This is a genomic window from Streptomyces sp. GL_148, from assembly GCF_057834205.1.
The window spans coordinates 3,520,065-3,539,846 of sequence record NZ_CM174396.1 but is presented as its reverse complement, the minus strand read 5'-3'; the positions used below and the strand labels follow the sequence as shown (position 1 = coordinate 3,539,846).

Sequence of the window (19,782 nt, the reverse complement as noted above, 5' to 3'; positions counted from 1 at the left end):
GAGCGGCTCCCGGAGCCGGCGGGTCAGCCCGTCGTCAGGCGCGTCGGCTGGAGGCCGGTGAGGAGGAGGGTGAGGGCCTCGTCCAGGCTCGCGCCCAGGTACCAGTCGCCCGTGTGGTCCACGCAGTAGACGCGGCCCTCGCGGTCCAGGGCGAGGTGGGAGCCGCCCCCGGCCTGGTCCGTGTCGGCCTCGACGCCGAGCGGGCAGAGCTGGGTGGACAGGGCCCGGCCGAGGTCCGCGAAGGTGCGGGCGAGGTGCAGGCCCGTGAGGGGGTCCAGGCGTATCGCGACGGGCGCGATCTGGCGGCCGGGGCCCGGGGCGGTGACGGTGAGGTTCCCGAACTCCGCCCAGGCTTCGACGGCGGCCGGGAAGACGGTGTGCCGGTGCCCGGCGGGGGTGGTGTGGTCGCGCAGGGCGTCGGCCCAGTACTCGGCCTGCTTGATGTCCCAGCGGCCCGGCTCCCAGCCGGCGGTGCGCAGGGCGGAGTCCACGGCGACGGGGAAGCGGGTCGCCGAGGAGCGGGCGTACGAAGCGGAGGTGGTGGTCATGGCGGCTACTCGGGGTGGGTGAGGTCGACGGGGCGTACGCCGAAGTGGGCGAGGAGGGCCTCGCAGGAGCGGCAGGGAGGTGCGTAGCTGCCGTGGAGCGGGTCGCCGTCCTCGCGGATGCGGCGGGCGGTGATCTTGGAGTGCTTCAGCGAGCGGCGCGCCTCGCTGGGCGTCAGGGGCTTGCGCGAGGCGCGCTTGCTGCGGGCGCCCTCGACGGTGGCGAGGTGGCGGGAGAGCAGGATCGCCTCCGGACATCGGCCGGTGAAACGTTCGCGCTGGCCGCTCGTGAGGGTGTCGAGGAAATCCTGTACGAGGGCGTGCAGTACGGGGGGCAGGTCGGCCTTGCCGGCGGTCCCGGTGAGGGTTTCGCCGCGCACGGACAGGGCGGCGGCCACGGTGGGCAGGATCCCGTCCCGGCGGAAGCGGAGCGTGGGCACGGCGGGGCGGCCGTCCCCGCCGCCGCCCCAGCGCAGCCGGGGATCGCCGGGGCCCTGCTCGGACGTGGCGCGGGCCTGCGCGGGGACGGCCGCCGGGCCACTGGTTCCCGTAGGACCGGCGGGATCCGCAGGTCCGCGGGCGCCCGCGGGGCCCGCGGACCCCTGGGCTCCCGCGCCTCCTGAGTGGGCGTCGGCCGCTTCTGTGCGTGTTGCCGTGTTCTGCATGGTTGCGCTTTCCCTCCCGTGGCCGCGGCGCCGGCCGCTGTCGCGCACGCCCCCGTGCTGTGGGGACAGCCTGTCAAATGTCCCGTGGCATGTGGAAGCGGGGTCGAATATTCGTATCAATTCGGATCTTCCCGGCCGTCCCGCGGGGTCCCCACGCGCGGGCGGGTGACGCCCTTGCCGGAACGCATAGGCTGTGGTGAACCAGCCAGATCCAGCAGGGGGCTACCGCCATGACGACAGGTCGGCTCGGGCATCAGGCCGCGCCACCCAACGCCGCTTATTCGGGGCAGGTCGTGCATTTCCCGGACCCCGTCCGGGCCGCGCGCCATCCCCACGGAGTCCGCATCGACGCGAACGGACACCCCGACTTCGCGCTGTACGCCCGTGCGGCCGTCGAGATCGCCGAACCCCCGGAGGGCTTCGGCGTGGACGAGCTGCGCCTGACGGACTGCGTGTCCGCGAACGCCGCCATGCGGGCCACCGGCCACGAACTGTGGGACACGGTCGGCCCGGTGTCGACCCCGCACGGCTGGACCTGGCACCACGTGTCCGGGACGCGCCGGATGGAGCTGGTCCCGGTCGAGGTGAAGTCGCTGCTGAGGCACCACGCCGGTCTGGCGACGGCGGCGGTGGACCACAACAAGCGCGGGACGCGGTCGTTGCAGGAGGTGCGCCCGGTGCACCTGGGGCTGCCCAAGACGGTGGTCTCGGTGTCCGAGCAGCAGGTCCAGGGCGTCGAGGAGGACCTCGGCTACCGGCTCCCGGAGGCGTACCGCTCCTTCCTGAAGGCGGCGGGCGGCTGCGCGCCGGTGGGCACGGGGCTCGACGTGGAGCTGGGACTGCTGGTGGACCAGCCGTTCTTCACGGTGCGCGAGGAGGCGGCGGTCAACGACCTCGTCTACGTCAACAAGTGCCTGCGGGACCACCTGACGAAGGACTACCTGTGCGTGGCCTTCGTGCAGGGCGGGCTGCTCGCGGTGAAGGTGCGCGGTGAGGCCGTGGGTTCGGTCTGGTTCTCCCCGTACGACGATGCGCGCGACCAGGACGGCTGGTCGGTACAGGAACGCGTGGAGCGGTTGCTGCTGCCGTGCGGTGCGGATTTCGACGCCTTCCTGGAACGGCTGGCGGGCAATCCGCCGGAGCTGGAAACGGTGGCCGGTCTGATGGTGGACGGCGGATTCGCGCGCTCGGTTCCCGTGACCGGTCAGGGTTCGGGTACGGGTTCGAGTGCGGGTTCGGCGGAGCGTTCGGTTCCGGGTGCCGGGCAGGCATCGGGACCGGTGGAAGGGTGACGGCGCGATGGTGACGTTTGCGCAGGCGCAGGAGCGCGCCGAAGAGTGGATCAACGGGGACGTGCCCGCGTACCAGCACCGCGAGGTGCGCGTACGGGAGTTCGGACTCGGTTTCGTGGTGTGGGCGGAGGACCGCCCGGCGGGTCCGGTGTCCGGGGGTGGCCGGCAGCGGCTCGTCATCGCGCGGGACAGCGGGGAGGTGACGCTCTGGCCCGGCCTGCCGGTGGGTGAGGTGATCCGCCGCTACGAGGAGGAGTACGGGGCGTCGGCCGCGCAGGCCGAGGCTTCGGTGCCGGTGCCGCGCATCGACTCGGAGCAGACCTCGTTCATGCTGAGTCCGCCCGAGTGGCTCCAGGAGGCGGCGGACCGGGCGGGGATCCCGGCGGCTCCGGCCTCTCCGGCGGCTCCGGCGGCTCCTTCGGCTCCGGTGATGTCCGCCGCCGTGGAAGCCCCGGCGGCGGCTCCGGCCGCTTCTTTCGATGCGGGCGCTTCGGAGCCGGCGGCGCAGCCGGTGCCGCTGCGGCGCGGGGGAGAGGTCCCCTACGAGCCGACCGCGAACGACGGCGTGCCCGCCGCGGTCCCGGCCGGGGCCACGCCCTGGGCCGGTACCGACGTGAACCCCGGTGCGGACTCCGTGTCCGTACCGCTGCCGGCGACGGTGTTCGCCCCGCCGCTGTCCGGGACGGACCTGGACGACGCCCCGGCGCCGTCGGGGCCGGGCCCGGAGGCGCGCACGACCCTGATGCCCAGGGGCAGTGAGCTGCCGAAGACCGCCGTCGTGCCCGCGCTGGACCCGGAGTCTTCCGGGGCGGGGCAGGGTGCGGCCTGCGGTCCCGGGCCGGCGTCCCGTGGGGACATCGCCGACGCGCCGACGAGCAAGGCCCGGGTCAACCGGCCCGGGGCCCCCGCGCCCGTGAATCCGCCGGGTCCGCCCGGTGCGCCCGGTGCGCCGGGTGCGCCGGGCGGCGGCGAGTCGCCTTCGTACGCCGCCACCATGCTGGCGGGCCCCGGCGGTCCGCAGCAGCCGGGTCCGCCCGGTCCGCCTGGAGCTCCCGGCGGCGGGCTGGATCATGCCGCGACGATGCTGGCGGGTCCGGCCGTGACCGGGCAGCCGCCCGCGCCTCCCGGTCCGCCGGGGGCTCCCGGGTCCTCCGGCGGGCGCGGAGACGCGTATGCCGCCACCATGCTGGCCGGTCCCGGTGGACCGCAGCAGCCCGGCCCGCCCGGACCTCCCGGGGTTCCGGGTGCCGGGCAGCCGCCCGCGCCGCCCGGTCCCCCCGGCGTGCCCGGGGGCGGGCTGGACCACGCCGCCACGATGCTGGCGGGTCCGGCCGTGACGGGACAGCCCGCGCCTCCCGGCCCGCCGGGAGCTCCCGGGGCCTCCGGCGGGCGCGGAGACGCCTACGCCGCCACCATGCTGGCCGGTCCCGGCGGACCGCAGCAGCCCGGCCCGCCCGGTCCGCCCGGGGCGCCGGGTGCCGGGCAGCAGGCACCCGTACACGCGCCGCAGGCACCCGCGCCGCAGGCCTCCGCTCCCGGGGCGCCCACGGTCGGCCCCGGCTACCAGGCCGTGCTGCGCTACCGGGCTCCCGACGGCTCCGAGCAGCAGCTCATCCGCCGTTCCGCGCCCGGCACCCCGCACCCGGAGTGGCAGATCCTGTACGAGCTGCGCGCGATGAACGTGCCTCCGCAGCAGGTGCTGGAGCTGCACACCGAGCTGGCCTCGTGCGAGCTGCCCGGCGGCTACTGCGCCCGCATGATCCGGGAGACCTGGCCGCAGGTCCGGATCACGAGCGTGGCCCCGTACGGGACGGACCACGCGGGCCGGCAGCAGGGCATGCGGCACCTGCTGACCCACCAGGGCGAACTGCACCAGGTGGCGGACGGTCCGGCGCGGCCCGCGCCGGTGCGCGCACCGCTGCCGCAGGTGCCGTTGCAGCCGGCGATCCCGCTGGACGCGATCGCGCAGGAACTGGCGGGCGCGTTCGGGCCGCAGGGGGTGTTCCGCTTCGAGCAGCGCGCGGTGTCCCGGCAGGGTGTGCCGGAGATCGTGGCGCAGACGCTGATGTGGTCGGGTCTGCCGGTGGACTTCGGGCCGTTCTTCTGGGCCCAGGCCGTACCGGGTGCCCCGCTGCCGACGCTGGCCGAGATGGCGGCGCAGCGGCAGGTGCAGCCTGCCTCGGACGCGGGCTCGTACCTGGTGGTGGGCAGCGACTTCGGCAAGGCGCTGTGCGTGCAGTACGGGACCGCGCACATCGTGGCGGTGCCGGTGGAGAGCGGTCCGGGCGGGGCGCCGGTGCCCCCGCAGTTCGTCAACTCCTCGCTGCCGCAGTTCGTCCGGTCGCTGGCGATGCTGGGTCACATGTGGCGGCTGCGCCAGCATCTGACGCCGGAACAGGCGGGCCGCTGGACCGTCGATTTCCAGGCGAATCTGGCGGGCCTGGACAGTGCGGCGCTGGCGTCGCCGGAGAACTGGTGGTCGGTGCTGCTGGAGCAGATGTGGGACGGGCTCCTCTGACCGGTTTCTGCTGATCTCGCGCGGATCCTCCATGGGTTCACCGCTCATCCGGATGGCCGGGTCGTGACCCCCGAACGGGGTCTCGGCCCGGCCATTCGGGCTTCTGGGAGCAAATGACGCATCCTTGACAGGAACCCCCGCGAGAGAGGCGCTTCCAGGATGAGTGCACCCTTTACGACCGTGCGTGGCCGTGGCTACCGGGCGGAAGAGGTGGACCGGTACCTCGCCCGGCTGTCGGGCAGCCGGGACGAGGCCTGGGAGCGGGTGGCCCGGCTGACCGTCCTGGCCAGGGACATGGAGGCGGAGGCGGAGCAGCTGCGCGTGGAGGTCTCCGGACTGGCCCCGCAGACGTACGACGAACTCGGCGAGCGCGCCCGCCGGATCCTGCTGCTGGCCGAGGAGGAGTCCGAGACCCTACGGGGTGACGCGCGGGCGGACGCGCTGGCGGCGGCGGGAGCCGCCGAGGCACACGCCGACCGGGTGACGGAGCTGGCGCGCGGCGACGCGGAGGCGGTGCGCGAGCAGACCGAGGTCCGGGCCCGGCAGGGGCTGCTGCGGGCGGGGCGCGAGGCGGACGACGCGCGGACGGCGGCGCGGGACGACGCGGCGGCGTGGCGGGCGGAGGCGCAGGCGGCGCTCGCGGACACGGCCCGCCGGGCGGACGCGCTGCTCGCTGAGCGCGAGCAGGAACACGCGGAGCGCTGGGACGCGGCGGAGCGGGAACTGGCGGCGCGGCAGGCGGAGCTGGAGTCCCGGCACGCCGAGCTGGAGCGGTACGCGGAGTCCCGGCTGGCGGAGGCGAAGCGGGGGTTCGCGCAGGCCCAGGAGATGGCGCGGCACGGTCAGGAGGACGCGGAGGCGAAGGCGGCGGAGCTGATCGCGGAGGCGCGGGTGCGGGAGGAGCGGGTCGGGCGGGAGACGGAGCGGATCCTGCGGGAGCACGGGGAGTCCCAGGACGAGATGCGGGCCCATATGAACCACGTCCGCTCCAGCCTGGCCGCGCTGACGGGCCGGGCGCCGGCGGAGGGTTGACACCCCGGGGCCCGCGGTCCGGGGCCGGCCTCGCGTACCGGCCCCCGGCCTCGCGTACCGGGCCCCCGGCCTCGCGTACCGGGCCCCCGGCCTCGCGGTCCGCAGCCCCGCGGAGCCCCGGCCCGGGCTACGGGGTGGGCTTGTGGCGGGCGTAGTAGCGGGCGACGCGTGCGCGGTTGCCGCAGAGCGAGGCCACGCACCACCGGCGCCGCGGGTGCGCCGGGAGGAACATCAGCGTGCACCCCGCGCCCTCGCAGTCGCGGAGCTCCTCGACCCGCCCCCCGAGCAGCAGTTCCGCCACGGCCTCCGCGAGTTCTGCCGCGAGCCTGCGGGCCGCGGGCGCCGCCTCCGGCCGGACGGTGGCCGCCGTCAGCCCGGCTTCAGGGGTCCAGGCGAGCTCCTGGTGGGCCGGGGCGCCGGCCAGCGCGGAGTTCAGCACGCGCATTGCCGCCGCCGGGGGCTCCGCGCCGTTCCGGGCGGCGGTCAGCGCGGCGCGCGCGGCCTCCCGTACGGCATGCACCGCGGCCACCTCCGCCGCGCCGACCGGCGGTACGTGCGCGAGCCGGCCCTCCTGCGTCGCCAGCCAGTCCGCGAGGCCGGCCGGGTCGGCGACGAGGTCGCCGACCGCGCAGTCGGTGTTGAGGAGGTCCAGTGCGAGGGGCTCGCCGGTGAGCGGGAAGAACGCTGTCATGCCCTCACATTACCCGTGGCTAATGGGAGTTGGGACCCTTGACACGTTAGTGATCTTCGGTGAAGCTAATGGAAACAATGCCACAGGGGGAATGTGATGACCGTCGTACCCGCCATCCGGCACAACAGCGTCGACGTAGCCGGCGTCCAGGTCGCCTACCGCGAGAGCGGCCCGGCCGACGCCCCCGTCCTGCTCCTCCTGCACGGCTTCCCGACCGCCTCGCACCAGTTCGCCCGGCTGATGGAGGCCCTTGGCTCCACCCCGTACCGGCTGATCGCCCCGGACTACCCGGGCTTCGGCCGTACCCAGGCCCCGGACGGGTTCACGTACACCTTCGACCGGCTCGCGGACGTCGTGGAGGGCTTCACCGACGCCCTCGCCCTGGAGAGCTACGCCCTCTACGTCTTCGACTTCGGCGCCCCCGTCGGCCTGCGCCTCGCCGAGCGTCGCCCGGACCGGGTGAGCGGCCTGATCGTGCAGAACGGCAACGCGTACGAGGAGGGCCTCTCCGACATGGCCCGGGAGTTCTCCGGGCTGCGGCGCGAGGTCCCGGGCAACGAGGAGCAGGTGCGGGGGCTGTTCGGCGAGGACGGCACCCGCTTCCAGTACGAGGCCGGAGTTGCCGACACCTCCCTGATCTCCCCGGACGGCTGGACGCTCGACGTCCACTACCTGGGCCTGCCCGGGCGCGCCGACGCCCAGGCCGACCTCGCCTTCGACTACCACTCCAACTTCGCCCACTACCCGGCCTGGCAGGCGTGGCTGCGCGCCGCGGACATCCCGGTCCTCGTCGTCTGGGGCGAGGGCGATCCCTTCTTCCTCCCGGCGGGCGCGAAGGCGTACCAGCGCGACGTGCCGGACGCCGAGGTCCACCTCTTCGCGGGCGCCGGTCACTTCGCGCTGGAGACCCACCTCTCGGAGATCGCCCCGCTGATCGAGGACTTCCTGGCGAAGCTCGGCCAGTAGGTGGGCGCCTGAGGGGCGGGGTGCTCGTCGCACCCCGCCCCTTCGGCGTGCCAGACGCCCTAGGGCCTGTCGTCAAACTCCCGTCTGCCTCGCGACGCCTGGCACGCGCTCTCGCCGCACCGGGCGAAAGCCCGAGTACGTCCAGTACGCGTACTTTCGCCCGGCGCGCCGAGAGCACGCACCAGACGCCGCGCGGCCGCCCTTCGGGCGACGACGGGAGTTTGACGACAGGCTCTAGAAGGCTGATGAAGATCTTGTTGAGGGGCTGTCCGGCCGGAGGCCGGGCAGCCGCTCGCGTTCATGTGCCGGCTGGGGCGAGGTGCCAGGTGCCGTTGGTGTTGGTGAGTCCGAGGTTGATCAGTCTGCGGAGGTTGAGGGCGGCTGCTCGGGTGTGGAGCCAGGTGTCGTTCTTAATGGTGCCGATGTATCGGAGTCGGCGGTTGCCCCGGTGGACGATCCAGGCGACGGCGCGTTCGACGGGTGGTCGCCAGCGGCGGTAGGCGGCTTGCCAGTCGGGATCGGTGGCGGCCTGGTGGCGGGCAGCCGCCTGCTGGTCGTGGTGGGGGCGGATGGTCAGGATCCGGCCTGCTTTGGCTTTGGTGCACCGCTCGCGCAGGGGGCATCCGGTGCACAGATCCTTGAAAGTGGCTCTGCGCTGATGGTGCTGTCCGCCGGGATCGGAGAGCGGGACGGTGTGTCCTTGGGGGCAGGTCACGGTCGCCGAGGTGGTGTCGATGGCGAAGTCCTCGAGGGTGAAACCGCCGGGAACGGCCGCCCGCAGCGGGGCGGGTTTGAGGAACAGCCGGTGACCGGCCCCCTCCAGAACCTTGCAGGCGTCGCCGGTGGAGTAGGCGGTGTCGCCGAAGGCGTGAACCGGCTGTTCCTCATCGGCGAGCAGATCCAGGCCGACGGCTGCCTCGTGGTTTTCGGCCCCCGAGCCGGGACGCAGTGCGACGGCGGTGAACAGGCCGGTCTCGGGCTCGACCGCGAGGTGTGCCTTGTATCCGTCCTGCTGATGACTGCGGGTCTTGTGGACGTGGCGGGCTTCGGGATCGACGGTGGAGACGATGCGGCCCGGGGCGGTCCCTCGCGTGATGCGCCACCGTCCGTCGCGGCCGTCGGAGCCGTCGGCGGGCTCGACGTCCTGCCCGGCGACCAAGGCCAGCAGGCCGACCGCGCCGGCGGCCTTCTCGCCGAGCTGCTGCTCGGGCAGGTGCCCCAGCAGCCGCAGTGCGTCCGCGACCAGGCAATCCACCAGGTCGGCGCGGGCCTGGACGTCGTTCCAGGCGATGCGGGGTTTGCCCGGGTCGGTGTAGTCGTGGGCCGTGCACTGCACCGCGGCCACCTCGGCGGCGCCGGGGACCGCCCGGATCACCGCCCGGATCGCAGAGACGATCTGGGTGACGGTGTCCTGGGTGGCGACCGCGTCGTCCAAAACCGTGGAGTCCAGTGCCCGGCGGTGCTTGCCCTTCAGTGCCCCGGTGGCCTTCACGACCTCGCGGACCGCTTCGAACACGCGGTTCGGGCGGGCCGAGCGGGCCAGCCGGCGGCGGAAGTACGCCAGAAGCGACGGATTGAACGCCATGTCGTGCAGACCGAGCCCGCACGCGGCCTTCCACCGCAGGTCACAGCGTAATTCCTGGACCGTCTCGAAGTCCGACAGGCCATGCAGGGCCTGCACCGTGATCGCGGCGGCCAGGATCTGCGGCGGCATGGACGGCCGCCCGTTCGCCGACGGATACATATCCGCGAACATCTCCGCGGGAAACAACCGGCCACGGTGCTCGGCCAGGAACGCGAACACACTCCCAGCCGGAATCAACTCCCGGCACGTCGCCCACACATCGGGCCCGACCAGCTCTCCGACCCACTCCCCTTGAACCACAACAACGAGTCTGGCCCCGCCGCTGACGCGGCGGGGCCAGAACCCAACATCTTCATCAGCCTTCTAGGCGGCGCTTGTGTATCGGTAGGGGTCGCTGCGCAGGCCGCGGGTGGTGACCACCACAGTGAACGCGGCCGGCGCCGGTGTCGGGAGGGGAGCCGTCAGGGCTCCCGTCGGGTCGGCGGACGTCGAGAGCGCCGTTCCGTCCAGTTCGACGCGCGGGTCGTCGCCGAAGCCGCCGCCTTCGATGGCCAGGAGCCCTTCGGTCACGGATACGTGCGTGATCACCGGGTTCGCGCGCGTCGCCATCTTGTTCACCAGGTACGCCCCGGCCGGCGCCCCGGTCAGCGCCCACATCTCGGCCGGCAGCTTCGGCAGCCCGCCGCCCACGTCCGTCAGGAAGAACGCCACCACGTACAGCATCGTGACCGCGCTCAGGGCGACGTACTGCAGGTCGACCAGGTCGGTCCGCCCGCCGTCGTTGGAGATCAGGTCGTACATCGGGCGTCGCTCCGTGCCCTTCGGCGCCGGTTTGGCCATGGAGCCCCGCTCCACCCGCATGCCGACGACCGCCTTCGCCGCGATCAGGGCGGCGTACGGGCCTCCGAGCAGCGGGAGGTAGACGGTCGTGAGGGAGGAGAGCGGGCCCTCGGGGCCCTGGAACCAGTCGACGCCGCCGCCCGCGGTGAGCCCGTAGCCGAGGGTCGCCAGGAGCAGCCAGACCAGGATCACCGTCCAGGCCAGGGCGAGCGTGGTCGAGGTGGAGAGGCGCCCGTCGCGGCCGGTGACGAAGCCTGGGTGGCGGAGCAGGCGCAGGGTGATCGGGCCCGCCAGGGCGGCGAGTAAGGCGAGGGTGAGGAGTGCGGACGTCATGTGGGTCCCCCCGGGAGAGTGTGTGGCGTCTCCGAAGAGGGTTACCTTCTCGGCCCGAGCATGACAAGCGCCCGCCCTCAGCCCTCCCGCTGTTCCGGCAGCAGCGGGAACCGCCGCGGCGCCACCAGCAGCAGCACCAGCGCCGACGCGACCGCCGCCAGGGTCGCGCCGAGGAAGATGTGGTCCCCGGCGGCGGCCACAGCACGGCGCAGGTACTCGCCGGCCTCCGGGGGGAGGAGGCCGGGGTCGGTCAGGGCCTTGGAGACGTCGTCCAGGGTCGTGGGGAGCCCGGGCACCGGGGCCTGTGCCAGCCGGCCGGCGATGGTGGCGTTGGCCACGGCTCCCAGCAGCGCCGCTCCGACGCTCTGCCCGACGTTGCGGCAGAACAGCACCGAGGCCGTCGTGGTTCCGCGTTCCTCCCAGCCCACCGTGGACTGGACCCCGACGATCAGCGGGAGCTGGAACAGGCCGAGGGCCGCGCCCAGGAGCAGCATGATCAGTACGGGCTGCCAGACCGGGGCGGGGTAGGGGAGCAGGGTGAAGGAGCCGAGGATGAGGGCGGCCAGAGCGACCCCGGTGGCGGCGGTGTTGCGGAAGCCGATGCGCCGGTAGACGTGCTGGGCGCAGGCGGCGCTGATCGGCCAGCTCAGGGTCATCGCGGAGGTGACCAGGCCGGCGCCGGTGGGGCCGAGGCCGAGCACGGACTGGGCGTACGTCGGCATGAACACCATCGGGGCGACCATCAGCAGGCCGAGCCCGGCCATGGCCAGGTTGACGGCGGCGATGGTGCGCCGGCGCCACACCCAGCCGGGCAGGATGGGCTGCTCCGCCCGGCGTTCGATCCAGACGACGAGCACGCCCAGCACGGCGGCGGCTGCGAACAGTCCCAGCGAGGGCGCCGAGAGCCAGGGCCAGGCGACCCCGCCCTGGACCAGCGCGAAGAGCAGCAGCCCCCCGCAGGCGAAGACGGCGAGGGCTCCCGCCCAGTCGACGGGGCCGGTACGGCCGGGGGCCCGGGTGGGCTCGACCAGGTGGCGGCTGATGATCCACAGGGCGGCGGCGGCCAGTGGCAGGTTGATCAGGAAGATCCAGCGCCAGTCGGTGTACGTGGCGATCAGCCCGCCGAGCGCGGGGCCGGCCAGTGCCGCGGTGGCCCAGACCGTGGACATCCGGGCCTGGATGCGCGGCCGGTCCTTGAGCGGGTAGAGATCGGCGGCCAGGGTCTGGACGGTGCCCTGCAGGGCACCGCCGCCCAGGCCCTGGAGGATCCGGAAGGCGATGAGGGCGGCCATGTTCCAGGCGGCCGCGCACAGCAGCGAGCCGAGCAGGAAGAGGCTGATGCCGAGGAGCAGGACGGGCTTGCGGCCGTAGGTGTCGGAGAGCTTGCCGTAGACGGGCAGGGTGACCGTTGCGGCCAGGATGTAGCCCGAGAAGATCCAGGAGAAGACGGCGAAGCCGCCGAGGTCGCCGACGATCTGCGGGACGGCGGTGGCCACGACGGCGCTGTCGAGGGCGACGAGGCCCATGGTCAGCATCAGGGCGGCGACGACGGCCGTCCGGGGCCGGCCGGGCGGGGAGGCCGCCTGTCTACCCGTACCCGTACCCGTACCTGTACCCGGCTTGGCGGAGGCATGGCCTCCGGGTCCTGCCGGGGCGCTCCCGGGTATGCCTCCGGCGCTGTCGTCGGTACTCGCGCCCGTGCTTTCCCCTGAGCCCATGAAAAACCCTTCCCCCCGTCCGTACCTGCGCGGACACCATCTCACTGCGGCATGCCGGGGTGGTATCCCCTCAGGGCGCCTCGTCCCAACGGGCGAGATCCCCTAGGGGTTGGTCCTCACAAGGATCCAGGGACGCTTCGTCCTGGGGGAGGAGGAGGAAGGGCCGCGGAAGTCCTTAACTGGTTTCTACAGGGCGGGAGTCCGGGGGGGTGGGGCTAGCACCCCTATGGATACGGCGATTGGCACCAGGGCGCCGCGGCACCCCCGGCCAGCAGACTTCGGATGAAGCGCATCACGTGCTTCGCACCACGCATCGACACGAGGGGAAACACCGTGACAACGGCTATGACCGAAACCAGGCACGGGGGTACTGGAGGGCATGAGGCCGTCGCGGCGCGGGCGCGGAAGGTCGTCAAGGCCTACGGCTCCGGCGAGACGCGGGTCGTCGCCCTCGACGCGGTGGACGTGGACATCCAGCGCGGCCAGTTCACCGCGATCATGGGGCCCTCGGGCTCCGGCAAGTCCACGCTGATGCACTGCCTGGCCGGTCTGGACACGGTCACGAGCGGCCAGATCTTCCTGGACGACACCGAGATCACCGGTCTGAAGGACAAGAAGCTCACGCAGCTGCGCCGCGACCGGATCGGCTTCATCTTCCAGGCCTTCAACCTGCTGCCGACGCTCAACGCCCTGGAGAACATCACGCTCCCCATGGACATCGCCGGCCGCAAGGCCGACGCGGAGTGGCTGAACCGGGTCGTGGAGACCGTGGGTCTGGCGGGCCGCCTCAAGCACCGTCCGACCGAGCTCTCAGGCGGCCAGCAGCAGCGCGTGGCGGTCGCCCGCGCACTGGCTTCCCGGCCCCAGATCATCTTCGGTGACGAGCCCACCGGAAACCTCGACTCCCGGGCCGGCGCGGAGGTCCTCGGCTTCCTGCGCCGTTCGGTGAACGAGCTGGGCCAGACCATCGTCATGGTCACCCACGACCCGGTCGCCGCCTCCTACGCGGACCGCGTCATCTTCCTCGCCGACGGCCGGATCGTGGACGAGATGCACAGGCCCACCGCCGACCAGGTCCTGGACCGCATGAAGGACTTCGACGCCCGTGGGCGGACGTCATGACCGTCATGAAGACCGCGCGGCGCAACTTCGTCGCGCACAAGGGCCGCATGGCGCTCTCCGCCGTGGCCGTCCTGCTCTCCGTCGCCTTCGTCTGCGGGACGCTGGTGTTCACGGACACCATGAACACCACCTTCGACAAGCTGTTCGCGGTCACCAACTCCAATGTCACGATCACCCCGAAGGAGGCCGAGAACAGCGGGGAGACCCCGGACACCGGCAAGCCGCCGGCGCTGGCCGGCTCGGTCGTCGACCAGGTGAAGAAGGCGGAGGGAGTGAAGTCCGCGGAGGGCGGCGTCTCCTCCATGGCGGTCACCGTCGTCAACTCCAAGAACGAGAACCTCGGCTCGTCCACCGGAGCCCCGACCTTCGCGGGCAACTGGACCGAGAACGAACTGCGGTCGATGAAGATCATCGAGGGGCAGGCCCCGCGCGGCCCCACCGACGTGATGATCGACGCCGACACCGCGAAGAAGCACCACCTGAAGCTCGGTGACGACATCCGCACCATCGCCGTCACCGGCGACATCCGCTCCAAGATCACCGGCATCGCCGCCTTCACCGTCACCAACCCGGGCGCGACCGTCGTCTACTTCGACACCGCCACCTCGCAGCAGAAGCTGCTCGGCTCCCCGGACGCCTTCACGCACGTGAACGTCACCGCCAAGAACGGGGTGAGCGACGCCCAGCTCAAGCAGAACGTCGCCAACGCCGTCGGCGCCGACACCTACAAGCTGCAGACCGCCAAGGAAGCCGCGGACGCCAACCGCAAGAGCATGGACTTCCTCGACATCATGAAGTGGGTGATGCTCGGCTTCGCCGCGATCGCCTTCCTCGTCGGAATCTTCCTGATCTTCAACACCTTCTCGATGCTGGTCGCCCAGCGCACCCGTGAGATCGGCCTGATGCGGGCCATCGGCGCCGACAGCGGCCAGGTCCTGAAGTCGGTGGTCATCGAGGCCCTGCTGCTCGGCGTGGTCGGCTCGATCCTCGGCGTCGGCGCCGGCATCGGCCTGGCCGTCGGCCTGATGGAGCTCATGAGCGGGCTCGGCATGAGCCTGTCCACCGAGGACCTGACCATCGCCTGGACCACCCCGGTCATCGGCATCGTCCTCGGCGTCGTCGTCACCGTCGTCTCCGCCTTCATACCGGCCCGGCGGGCCGGCAAGGTCTCGCCGATGGCCGCCCTGCGCGAGTCGGGCACCCCCGGCGACAAGAAGGCCGGCCGGATCCGCGCCGCCCTGGGCCTGGGCCTCACCGGCATCGGCGCCGCGGCCCTGTACCTCGCCGGTACCGCCGACGCCGCCGGCACCGGAGCGCAGTGGCTGGGTCTGGGCGTGCTGTTCACCCTCATCGGGTTCATCGTGATCGGCCCCCTCCTCGCGGGCGTCGTGGTGCGTGCCCTGTCCGCCCCGGTGCTGCGGCCCTTCGGCTCCATAGGCCGCCTCGCCGAGCGCAACGCGCTGCGCAACCCGCGCCGCACCGGTGCCACCGCCGCCGCGCTGATGATCGGCCTCGCGCTGGTCGCCTGCCTGTCGGTGGTCGGCTCCTCGATGGTGGCCTCGGCCACCGACGAGCTCGACAAGTCGGTCGGGGCGGACTTCATCGTCCAGTCCCAGACCGGGCAGCCGGTCGTACCGCAGGCCGAGGACGCGCTGCGGGCAACCCAGGGCCTGGCGCACGTCACCGCCTACCGGGAAGTGGACGCCAAGATCACCGCCCCCGACGGCACCACCGAGATCGACGGGCTCGGGGTCCAGGACCCCACCTACGCCAAGGACATCCGCCGCAAGATGATCGCCGGCGAGCACGCGGACGCGTACAAGCCGGGCTCGATGTCGGTGGGCTCCGACTTCGCCACGAAGCACCGGGTGAAGCTCGGTGACGAGCTGACGGTCGCCTTCACCGGCGGCAAGACCACCAAGCTCAAGGTCGCGGCGATCACCAGCGACGAGGGCAACCTCGACAAGGACATGAAGTACGTCAGCACCGCCGTCGCCGAGGCGAACCTGCCCGCCGACAAGATGCCCAGGCCCTTCATGGTCCTGGCCACCGCGAAGGACGGCCAGGACGACGCCGCCTACGCGGCGGTCAAGTCGGCGCTGGCCGAGTACCCGCAGTACCAGGTGCTCAACCAGACGGACTACAAGCAGGCGCTGAAGGACCAGGTCGGCCAGTTGCTGAACGTGGTCTACGCACTCCTCGCCCTCGCGATCATCGTCGCGGTCCTGGGCGTGGTGAACACCCTGGCCCTCTCGGTGGTCGAGCGGACCCGCGAGATCGGCCTGATGCGCGCCATCGGCCTCTCCCGCCGCCAGCTGCGCCGCATGATCCGCCTGGAGTCGGTGGTCATCGCCCTGTTCGGCGCCCTGCTCGGCCTCGGCCTGGGCATGGGCTGGGGCGCCACCGCCCACCAGCTCCTCGCACTGCAGGGCATGAAGATCCTCGAGATCCCGTGGCCCACCATCCTCGGCGTGTTCGCCGGCTCCGCCCTGGTCGGCCTGCTGGCCGCACTGGTCCCGGCCTTCCGGGCGGGCCGGATGAACGTCCTGAACGCGATCGCCAGCGAGTAGTCGCCGGGCGGTCGTACGGGGGAACGCCACGGCCCCGCCTCACCCGTTCGGGTGGGGCGGGGCCGCGGTCGTCCCGGGGAGGACCGGGTGCCGCGCCGCCGCCGCCACCGACGTCCCGCATCCCACGCGCGGCTGTCGGACCCGCGTCGTAGGGTGGGAACCCCCGGCCCGTTCGACGTGTCGGGTCCTTCGCGTTGCCGCCCCGCGGGAACTCGCCGCACCTCACCGGACGGAAAGCCGACTTCATGAGCCTGCACGGACTGCTCGACGCCGTCACCCGGGACCCCGCACTCGCAGAGGCGGTCACCGCGGCCGGGGACGGCAACCGCATGCACGTGGACCTCGTCGGCCCGGCCGCCGCGCGGCCCTTCGCCATCGCCGCGCTGGCCACCCGCACCGGGCGCACCGTGCTCGCGGTGACCGCCACCGGGCGGGAGGCCGAAGACCTGGCCGCCGCGCTGCGCTCGATGCTTCCCCCCGACGAGGTCGCCGAGTACCCGTCCTGGGAGACGCTCCCCCACGAGCGCCTCAGCCCGCGCAGCGACACCGTCGGCCGCCGCATCGCCGTGCTGCGCCGCCTCGCGCACCCCAGCAAGGACGACCCCGCCACGGGGCCCGTGTCCGTGGTCGTCGCGCCGATCCGGTCCGTTCTCCAGCCGCAGGTCAAGGGGCTCGGGGACCTGGTCCCAGTGAGCCTGCGCCAGGGCGAGAGCGTGGACCTCGGCGCGGTGACGCAGGCACTCGCCGCCGCCGCGTACGCCCGCGTGGAGCTCGTCGAGAAGCGCGGCGAGTTCGCGGTGCGCGGTGGGATCCTCGACGTGTTCCCGCCCACCGAGGAGCACCCGCTGCGCGTGGAGTTCTGGGGCGACGAGGTCGAGGAGATCCGGTACTTCAAGGTCGCCGACCAGCGCTCCCTGGAGATCGCCGAGCACGGCCTGTGGGCCCCGCCCTGCCGGGAACTGCTGCTCACCGACGAGGTGCGCGAGCGCGCCGCGGCCCTCGCCGAGCTCCACCCCGAGCTCGGTGAACTGCTGCACAAGATCGCCGAAGGGATCGCCGTCGAGGGCATGGAGTCCCTGGCCCCGGTCCTGGTCGACGACATGGAGCTGCTGATCGACGTACTGCCGACCGGTTCGATGGCCGTCGTGTGCGATCCGGAGCGGGTGCGGACGCGGGCCTCGGACCTGGTGGCGACCTCGCAGGAGTTCCTGATGGCCTCCTGGGCCGCCACCGCCGGCGGCGGCGAGGCCCCCATCGACGTGGGCGCGGCCTCGCTCCGCGGGATCGCCGACGTACGGGAGCACGCGCGCGAGCTCGGCATGATGTGGTGGTCGGTGTCCCCGTTCGCCGCCGACGACACGCTGACATATGCCGGTGCCGCGGCGGGGGCAGTGGGCCGCGACACCCTCACCCTCGGCATGCACGCCCCCGAGGCCTACCGCGGCGACACCGCCCGCGCCCTCGCCGACACCAAGGCCTGGCTCGCCGACGGCTGGCGCACCGTCTTCCTCACCGAGGGCCACGGCCCGGCCGCCCGTACCGTCGAGGTGCTCGGCGGCGAGGGCATCGCGGCCCGCCTGGAGGCCGATGTCACCGCGCTGGAGCCGTCGCTGGTCCACGTCTCGTGCGGCTCCCTCGACAACGGCTTCGTCGACCCGGTGCTCAAGATCGCGGTCCTCACCGAGACCGACCTGACCGGCCAGCGCACCGCCACCAAGGACCTGGGCCGGATGCCGACCCGGCGCCGCAAGACGATCGACCCCCTCACCCTGGAGGTCGGCGACTACATCGTCCACGAGCAGCACGGCGTCGGCCGCTACATCGAGATGGTGCAGCGCACCGTGCAGGGCGCCACCCGCGAGTACCTCCTCGTCGAGTACGCGCCGGCCAAGCGCGGCCAGCCCGGCGACCGCCTCTACATCCCCACCGACCAGCTGGAGCAGGTCACCAAGTACGTCGGCGGCGAGGCCCCGACCCTGCACCGGCTCGGCGGCGCCGACTGGACCAAGACCAAGGCGCGCGCGAAGAAGGCGGTCAAGGAGATCGCCGCCGACCTGATCAAGCTCTACAGCGCCCGCATGGCGGCCCCCGGCCACACCTTCGGCCCCGACACCCCCTGGCAGCGCGAGCTGGAGGACGCCTTCCCGTACGCGGAGACCCCCGACCAGCTCACCACCATCGCCGAGGTCAAGGAGGACATGGAGAAGTCGGTCCCCATGGACCGCCTGATCTGCGGAGACGTCGGATACGGAAAGACCGAGATCGCGGTCCGCGCCGCCTTCAAGGCCGTCCAGGACGGCAAGCAGGTCGCCGTCCTCGTCCCCACCACGCTGCTGGTGCAGCAGCACTTCGGGACCTTCTCCGAGCGGTACGCGCAGTTCCCGGTCAAGGTGAAGCCGCTGTCCCGGTTCCAGAGCGAGTCCGAGTCCAAGGCCACCCTGGAGGGCCTGCGCGAGGGCTCCGTCGACATCATCATCGGCACGCACCGGCTGTTCTCGCAGGAGACGAAGTTCAAGGACCTGGGCCTGGTCATCGTCGACGAGGAGCAGCGGTTCGGCGTCGAGCACAAGGAGCAGCTGAAGAAGCTGCGCGCCAACGTCGACGTGCTGACCATGTCCGCGACCCCCATCCCGCGCACCCTGGAGATGGCGGTGACCGGCATCCGTGAGATGTCCACGATCACCACCCCGCCCGAGGAGCGCCACCCGGTCCTGACCTTCGTCGGCCCCTACGAGGAGAAGCAGATCGGCGCCGCGATCCGCCGCGAGCTGCTCCGCGAGGGCCAGTGCTTCTACATCCACAACCGGGTCGAGTCCATCGACCGGGCGGCCGCCAAGCTCCGCGAGATCGTGCCCGAGGCGCGCATCGCGACGGCGCACGGCCAGATGTCCGAACAGGCCCTGGAACAGGTCGTGGTGGACTTCTGGGAGAAGAAGTTCGACGTCCTCGTCTCCACGACGATCGTCGAATCCGGCATCGACATCTCCAACGCCAACACCCTCATCGTCGAGCGCGGCGACAACTTCGGCCTCTCCCAGCTGCACCAGCTGCGCGGCCGCGTGGGCCGTGGCCGCGAGCGCGGGTACGCGTACTTCCTGTACCCGCCGGAGAAGCCGCTGACCGAGACCGCGCACGAGCGGCTCGCGACGATCGCCCAGCACACCGAGATGGGCGCGGGCATGTACGTGGCGATGAAGGACCTGGAGATCCGCGGCGCGGGCAACCTGCTCGGCGGCGAACAGTCCGGCCACATCGCGGGCGTCGGCTTCGACCTCTACATCCGGATGGTCGGCGAGGCCGTGGCCGACTACCGGGCCCTCGTCGACGGCGGAGTGGAGGAGGAGCCGCCGCTGGAGGTCAAGATCGAGCTGCCGGTCGACGCGCACGTCCCGCACGACTACGCGCCGGGCGAGCGGCTGCGCCTGCAGGCGTACCGGTCCATCGCGGCGGCCAACTCCGAGGAGGACGTCAAGGCGGTCCGCGAGGAGCTCACCGACCGCTACGGCAAGCTGCCGGAGCCGGTGGAGAACCTGCTGCTGGTGGCCGGACTGCGGATGCTCGCCCGCGCCTGCGGGGTCGGCGACATCACGCTCCAGGGTCCCAACATCCGCTTCGGACCGGTGGAGTTGCGCGAATCGCAGGAGCTGCGGCTCAAGCGGCTCTACCCGGGTTCGGTGATCAAGCCGGCCGCCTCGCAGGTGCTGGTGCCGCGGCCGAAGACGGCCCGGGTGGGCGGGAAGCCGCTGGTCGGCCGGGAACTGCTGGGCTGGACCGGGGAGTTCCTCGCCACGATCCTCGGCTCGTAGGTGCGGCGCCCGTAGACACGGCGACGGACACGGCGACGGCCGCGGCGGGGGACCTTCCCGGTCCCCGGCCGCGGCCGTCCTTCCTTAATCCCGTTTGCG

General features: G+C 72.6%; 13 protein-coding genes. 7 read left to right on the top strand and 6 right to left on the bottom strand.

The features are described 5' to 3' along the window. Positions 1-23: 23 nt before the first annotated feature. A complete protein-coding gene (locus AC3IYI_RS15995; protein ID WP_489410804.1) occupies positions 24-548 on the bottom strand; it encodes an SUKH-3 domain-containing protein in 525 nt (174 codons plus the stop codon). 5 nt (positions 549-553) lie between these two features. Next, positions 554-1,021 carry a YwqJ-related putative deaminase gene (locus tag AC3IYI_RS15990; protein ID WP_489411552.1) on the bottom strand — a complete coding sequence of 156 codons (468 nt, stop codon included), beginning with the start codon at positions 1,019-1,021 and terminating at the stop codon, positions 554-556. Between the two features lie 419 nt (positions 1,022-1,440). On the opposite strand from AC3IYI_RS15990, the gene AC3IYI_RS15985 reads away from it, so the two are divergent. From AC3IYI_RS15985 to AC3IYI_RS15975, 3 genes are all read left to right on the top strand, one after another. Next, positions 1,441-2,502: an SMI1/KNR4 family protein gene (locus AC3IYI_RS15985; protein ID WP_489410803.1), complete on the top strand. Its 1,062-nt coding sequence runs from the start codon at positions 1,441-1,443 to the stop codon at positions 2,500-2,502. 7 nt (positions 2,503-2,509) lie between these two features. After that, the gene (locus tag AC3IYI_RS15980) at positions 2,510-5,020 is read left to right on the top strand and encodes an SUKH-4 family immunity protein (RefSeq protein WP_489410802.1); all 2,511 of its coding nucleotides are present in this window, start codon (positions 2,510-2,512) and stop codon (positions 5,018-5,020) included. Between the two features lie 159 nt (positions 5,021-5,179). Next, entirely contained in the window at positions 5,180-6,052 is an 873-nt protein-coding gene (locus AC3IYI_RS15975; RefSeq protein ID WP_489410801.1) for a DivIVA domain-containing protein, read from the top strand. 127 nt (positions 6,053-6,179) lie between these two features. On the opposite strand, the gene AC3IYI_RS15970 is transcribed toward AC3IYI_RS15975, so the two are convergent. Then, the gene (locus AC3IYI_RS15970) at positions 6,180-6,743 is read right to left on the bottom strand and encodes a CGNR zinc finger domain-containing protein (protein WP_489410800.1); all 564 of its coding nucleotides are present in this window, start codon (positions 6,741-6,743) and stop codon (positions 6,180-6,182) included. Positions 6,744-6,839: 96 nt separating this feature from the next. Here AC3IYI_RS15970 and AC3IYI_RS15965 point away from each other — a divergent pair, with 96 nt between their 5' ends. Beyond that, positions 6,840-7,709, top strand: a complete 870-nt coding sequence (locus AC3IYI_RS15965; protein WP_489410799.1) for an alpha/beta fold hydrolase — start codon at positions 6,840-6,842, stop codon at positions 7,707-7,709. Between the two features lie 298 nt (positions 7,710-8,007). Here AC3IYI_RS15965 and AC3IYI_RS15960 read toward each other — a convergent pair whose 3' ends face one another. The 3 genes from AC3IYI_RS15960 to AC3IYI_RS15950 all read right to left on the bottom strand — a co-directional run bounded on the left by AC3IYI_RS15960 (position 8,008) and on the right by AC3IYI_RS15950 (position 12,185). Then, on the bottom strand, positions 8,008-9,567 hold the full coding sequence (locus tag AC3IYI_RS15960) for an IS1182 family transposase (RefSeq protein ID WP_489411551.1): 1,560 nt from the start codon (positions 9,565-9,567) through the stop codon (positions 8,008-8,010). A gap of 90 nt (positions 9,568-9,657) precedes the next feature. Continuing rightward, positions 9,658-10,467, bottom strand: coding sequence for a hypothetical protein (locus AC3IYI_RS15955; protein ID WP_489410798.1), 810 nt, complete (start codon positions 10,465-10,467; stop codon positions 9,658-9,660). A 77-nt stretch (positions 10,468-10,544) separates the two neighbouring features. Next, positions 10,545-12,185: an MFS transporter gene (locus AC3IYI_RS15950; RefSeq protein WP_489410797.1), complete on the bottom strand. Its 1,641-nt coding sequence runs from the start codon at positions 12,183-12,185 to the stop codon at positions 10,545-10,547. A 345-nt stretch (positions 12,186-12,530) separates the two neighbouring features. Between AC3IYI_RS15950 and AC3IYI_RS15945 the strand changes: the two genes are divergently transcribed. The 3 genes from AC3IYI_RS15945 to mfd all read left to right on the top strand — a co-directional run bounded on the left by AC3IYI_RS15945 (position 12,531) and on the right by mfd (position 19,683). Then, positions 12,531-13,307 carry an ABC transporter ATP-binding protein gene (locus AC3IYI_RS15945; RefSeq protein WP_279345861.1) on the top strand — a complete coding sequence of 259 codons (777 nt, stop codon included), beginning with the start codon at positions 12,531-12,533 and terminating at the stop codon, positions 13,305-13,307. Further along, complete coding sequence (locus tag AC3IYI_RS15940; protein WP_489410796.1) at positions 13,304-15,877, top strand: ABC transporter permease; 2,574 nt, start codon at positions 13,304-13,306, stop codon at positions 15,875-15,877. Before AC3IYI_RS15945 ends, AC3IYI_RS15940 begins: the two co-directional genes overlap by 4 nt. Before the next feature lie 245 nt (positions 15,878-16,122). Then, on the top strand, positions 16,123-19,683 hold the full coding sequence (gene mfd, locus AC3IYI_RS15935; protein WP_489410795.1) for a transcription-repair coupling factor: 3,561 nt from the start codon (positions 16,123-16,125) through the stop codon (positions 19,681-19,683). The last annotated feature ends 99 nt before the right edge of the window (positions 19,684-19,782 follow it).

What these genes read in the sequence shown, in the direction of transcription:
- AC3IYI_RS15975 (WP_489410801.1), top strand. Translation starts at nt 5,180, where the DNA reads ATGAGTGCACCCTTTACGACCGTGCGTGGCCGTGGCTACCGGGCGGAA.
- AC3IYI_RS15970 (WP_489410800.1), bottom strand. Translation starts at nt 6,743, where the DNA reads ATGACAGCGTTCTTCCCGCTCACCGGCGAGCCCCTCGCACTGGACCTC.
- mfd (WP_489410795.1), top strand. Translation starts at nt 16,123, where the DNA reads ATGAGCCTGCACGGACTGCTCGACGCCGTCACCCGGGACCCCGCACTC.
- AC3IYI_RS15995 (WP_489410804.1), bottom strand. Translation starts at nt 548, where the DNA reads ATGACCACCACCTCCGCTTCGTACGCCCGCTCCTCGGCGACCCGCTTC.
- AC3IYI_RS15950 (WP_489410797.1), bottom strand. Translation starts at nt 12,185, where the DNA reads ATGGGCTCAGGGGAAAGCACGGGCGCGAGTACCGACGACAGCGCCGGA.
- AC3IYI_RS15980 (WP_489410802.1), top strand. Translation starts at nt 2,510, where the DNA reads ATGGTGACGTTTGCGCAGGCGCAGGAGCGCGCCGAAGAGTGGATCAAC.
- AC3IYI_RS15945 (WP_279345861.1), top strand. Translation starts at nt 12,531, where the DNA reads ATGACCGAAACCAGGCACGGGGGTACTGGAGGGCATGAGGCCGTCGCG.
- AC3IYI_RS15955 (WP_489410798.1), bottom strand. Translation starts at nt 10,467, where the DNA reads ATGACGTCCGCACTCCTCACCCTCGCCTTACTCGCCGCCCTGGCGGGC.
- AC3IYI_RS15940 (WP_489410796.1), top strand. Translation starts at nt 13,304, where the DNA reads ATGACCGTCATGAAGACCGCGCGGCGCAACTTCGTCGCGCACAAGGGC.
- AC3IYI_RS15965 (WP_489410799.1), top strand. Translation starts at nt 6,840, where the DNA reads ATGACCGTCGTACCCGCCATCCGGCACAACAGCGTCGACGTAGCCGGC.
- AC3IYI_RS15985 (WP_489410803.1), top strand. Translation starts at nt 1,441, where the DNA reads ATGACGACAGGTCGGCTCGGGCATCAGGCCGCGCCACCCAACGCCGCT.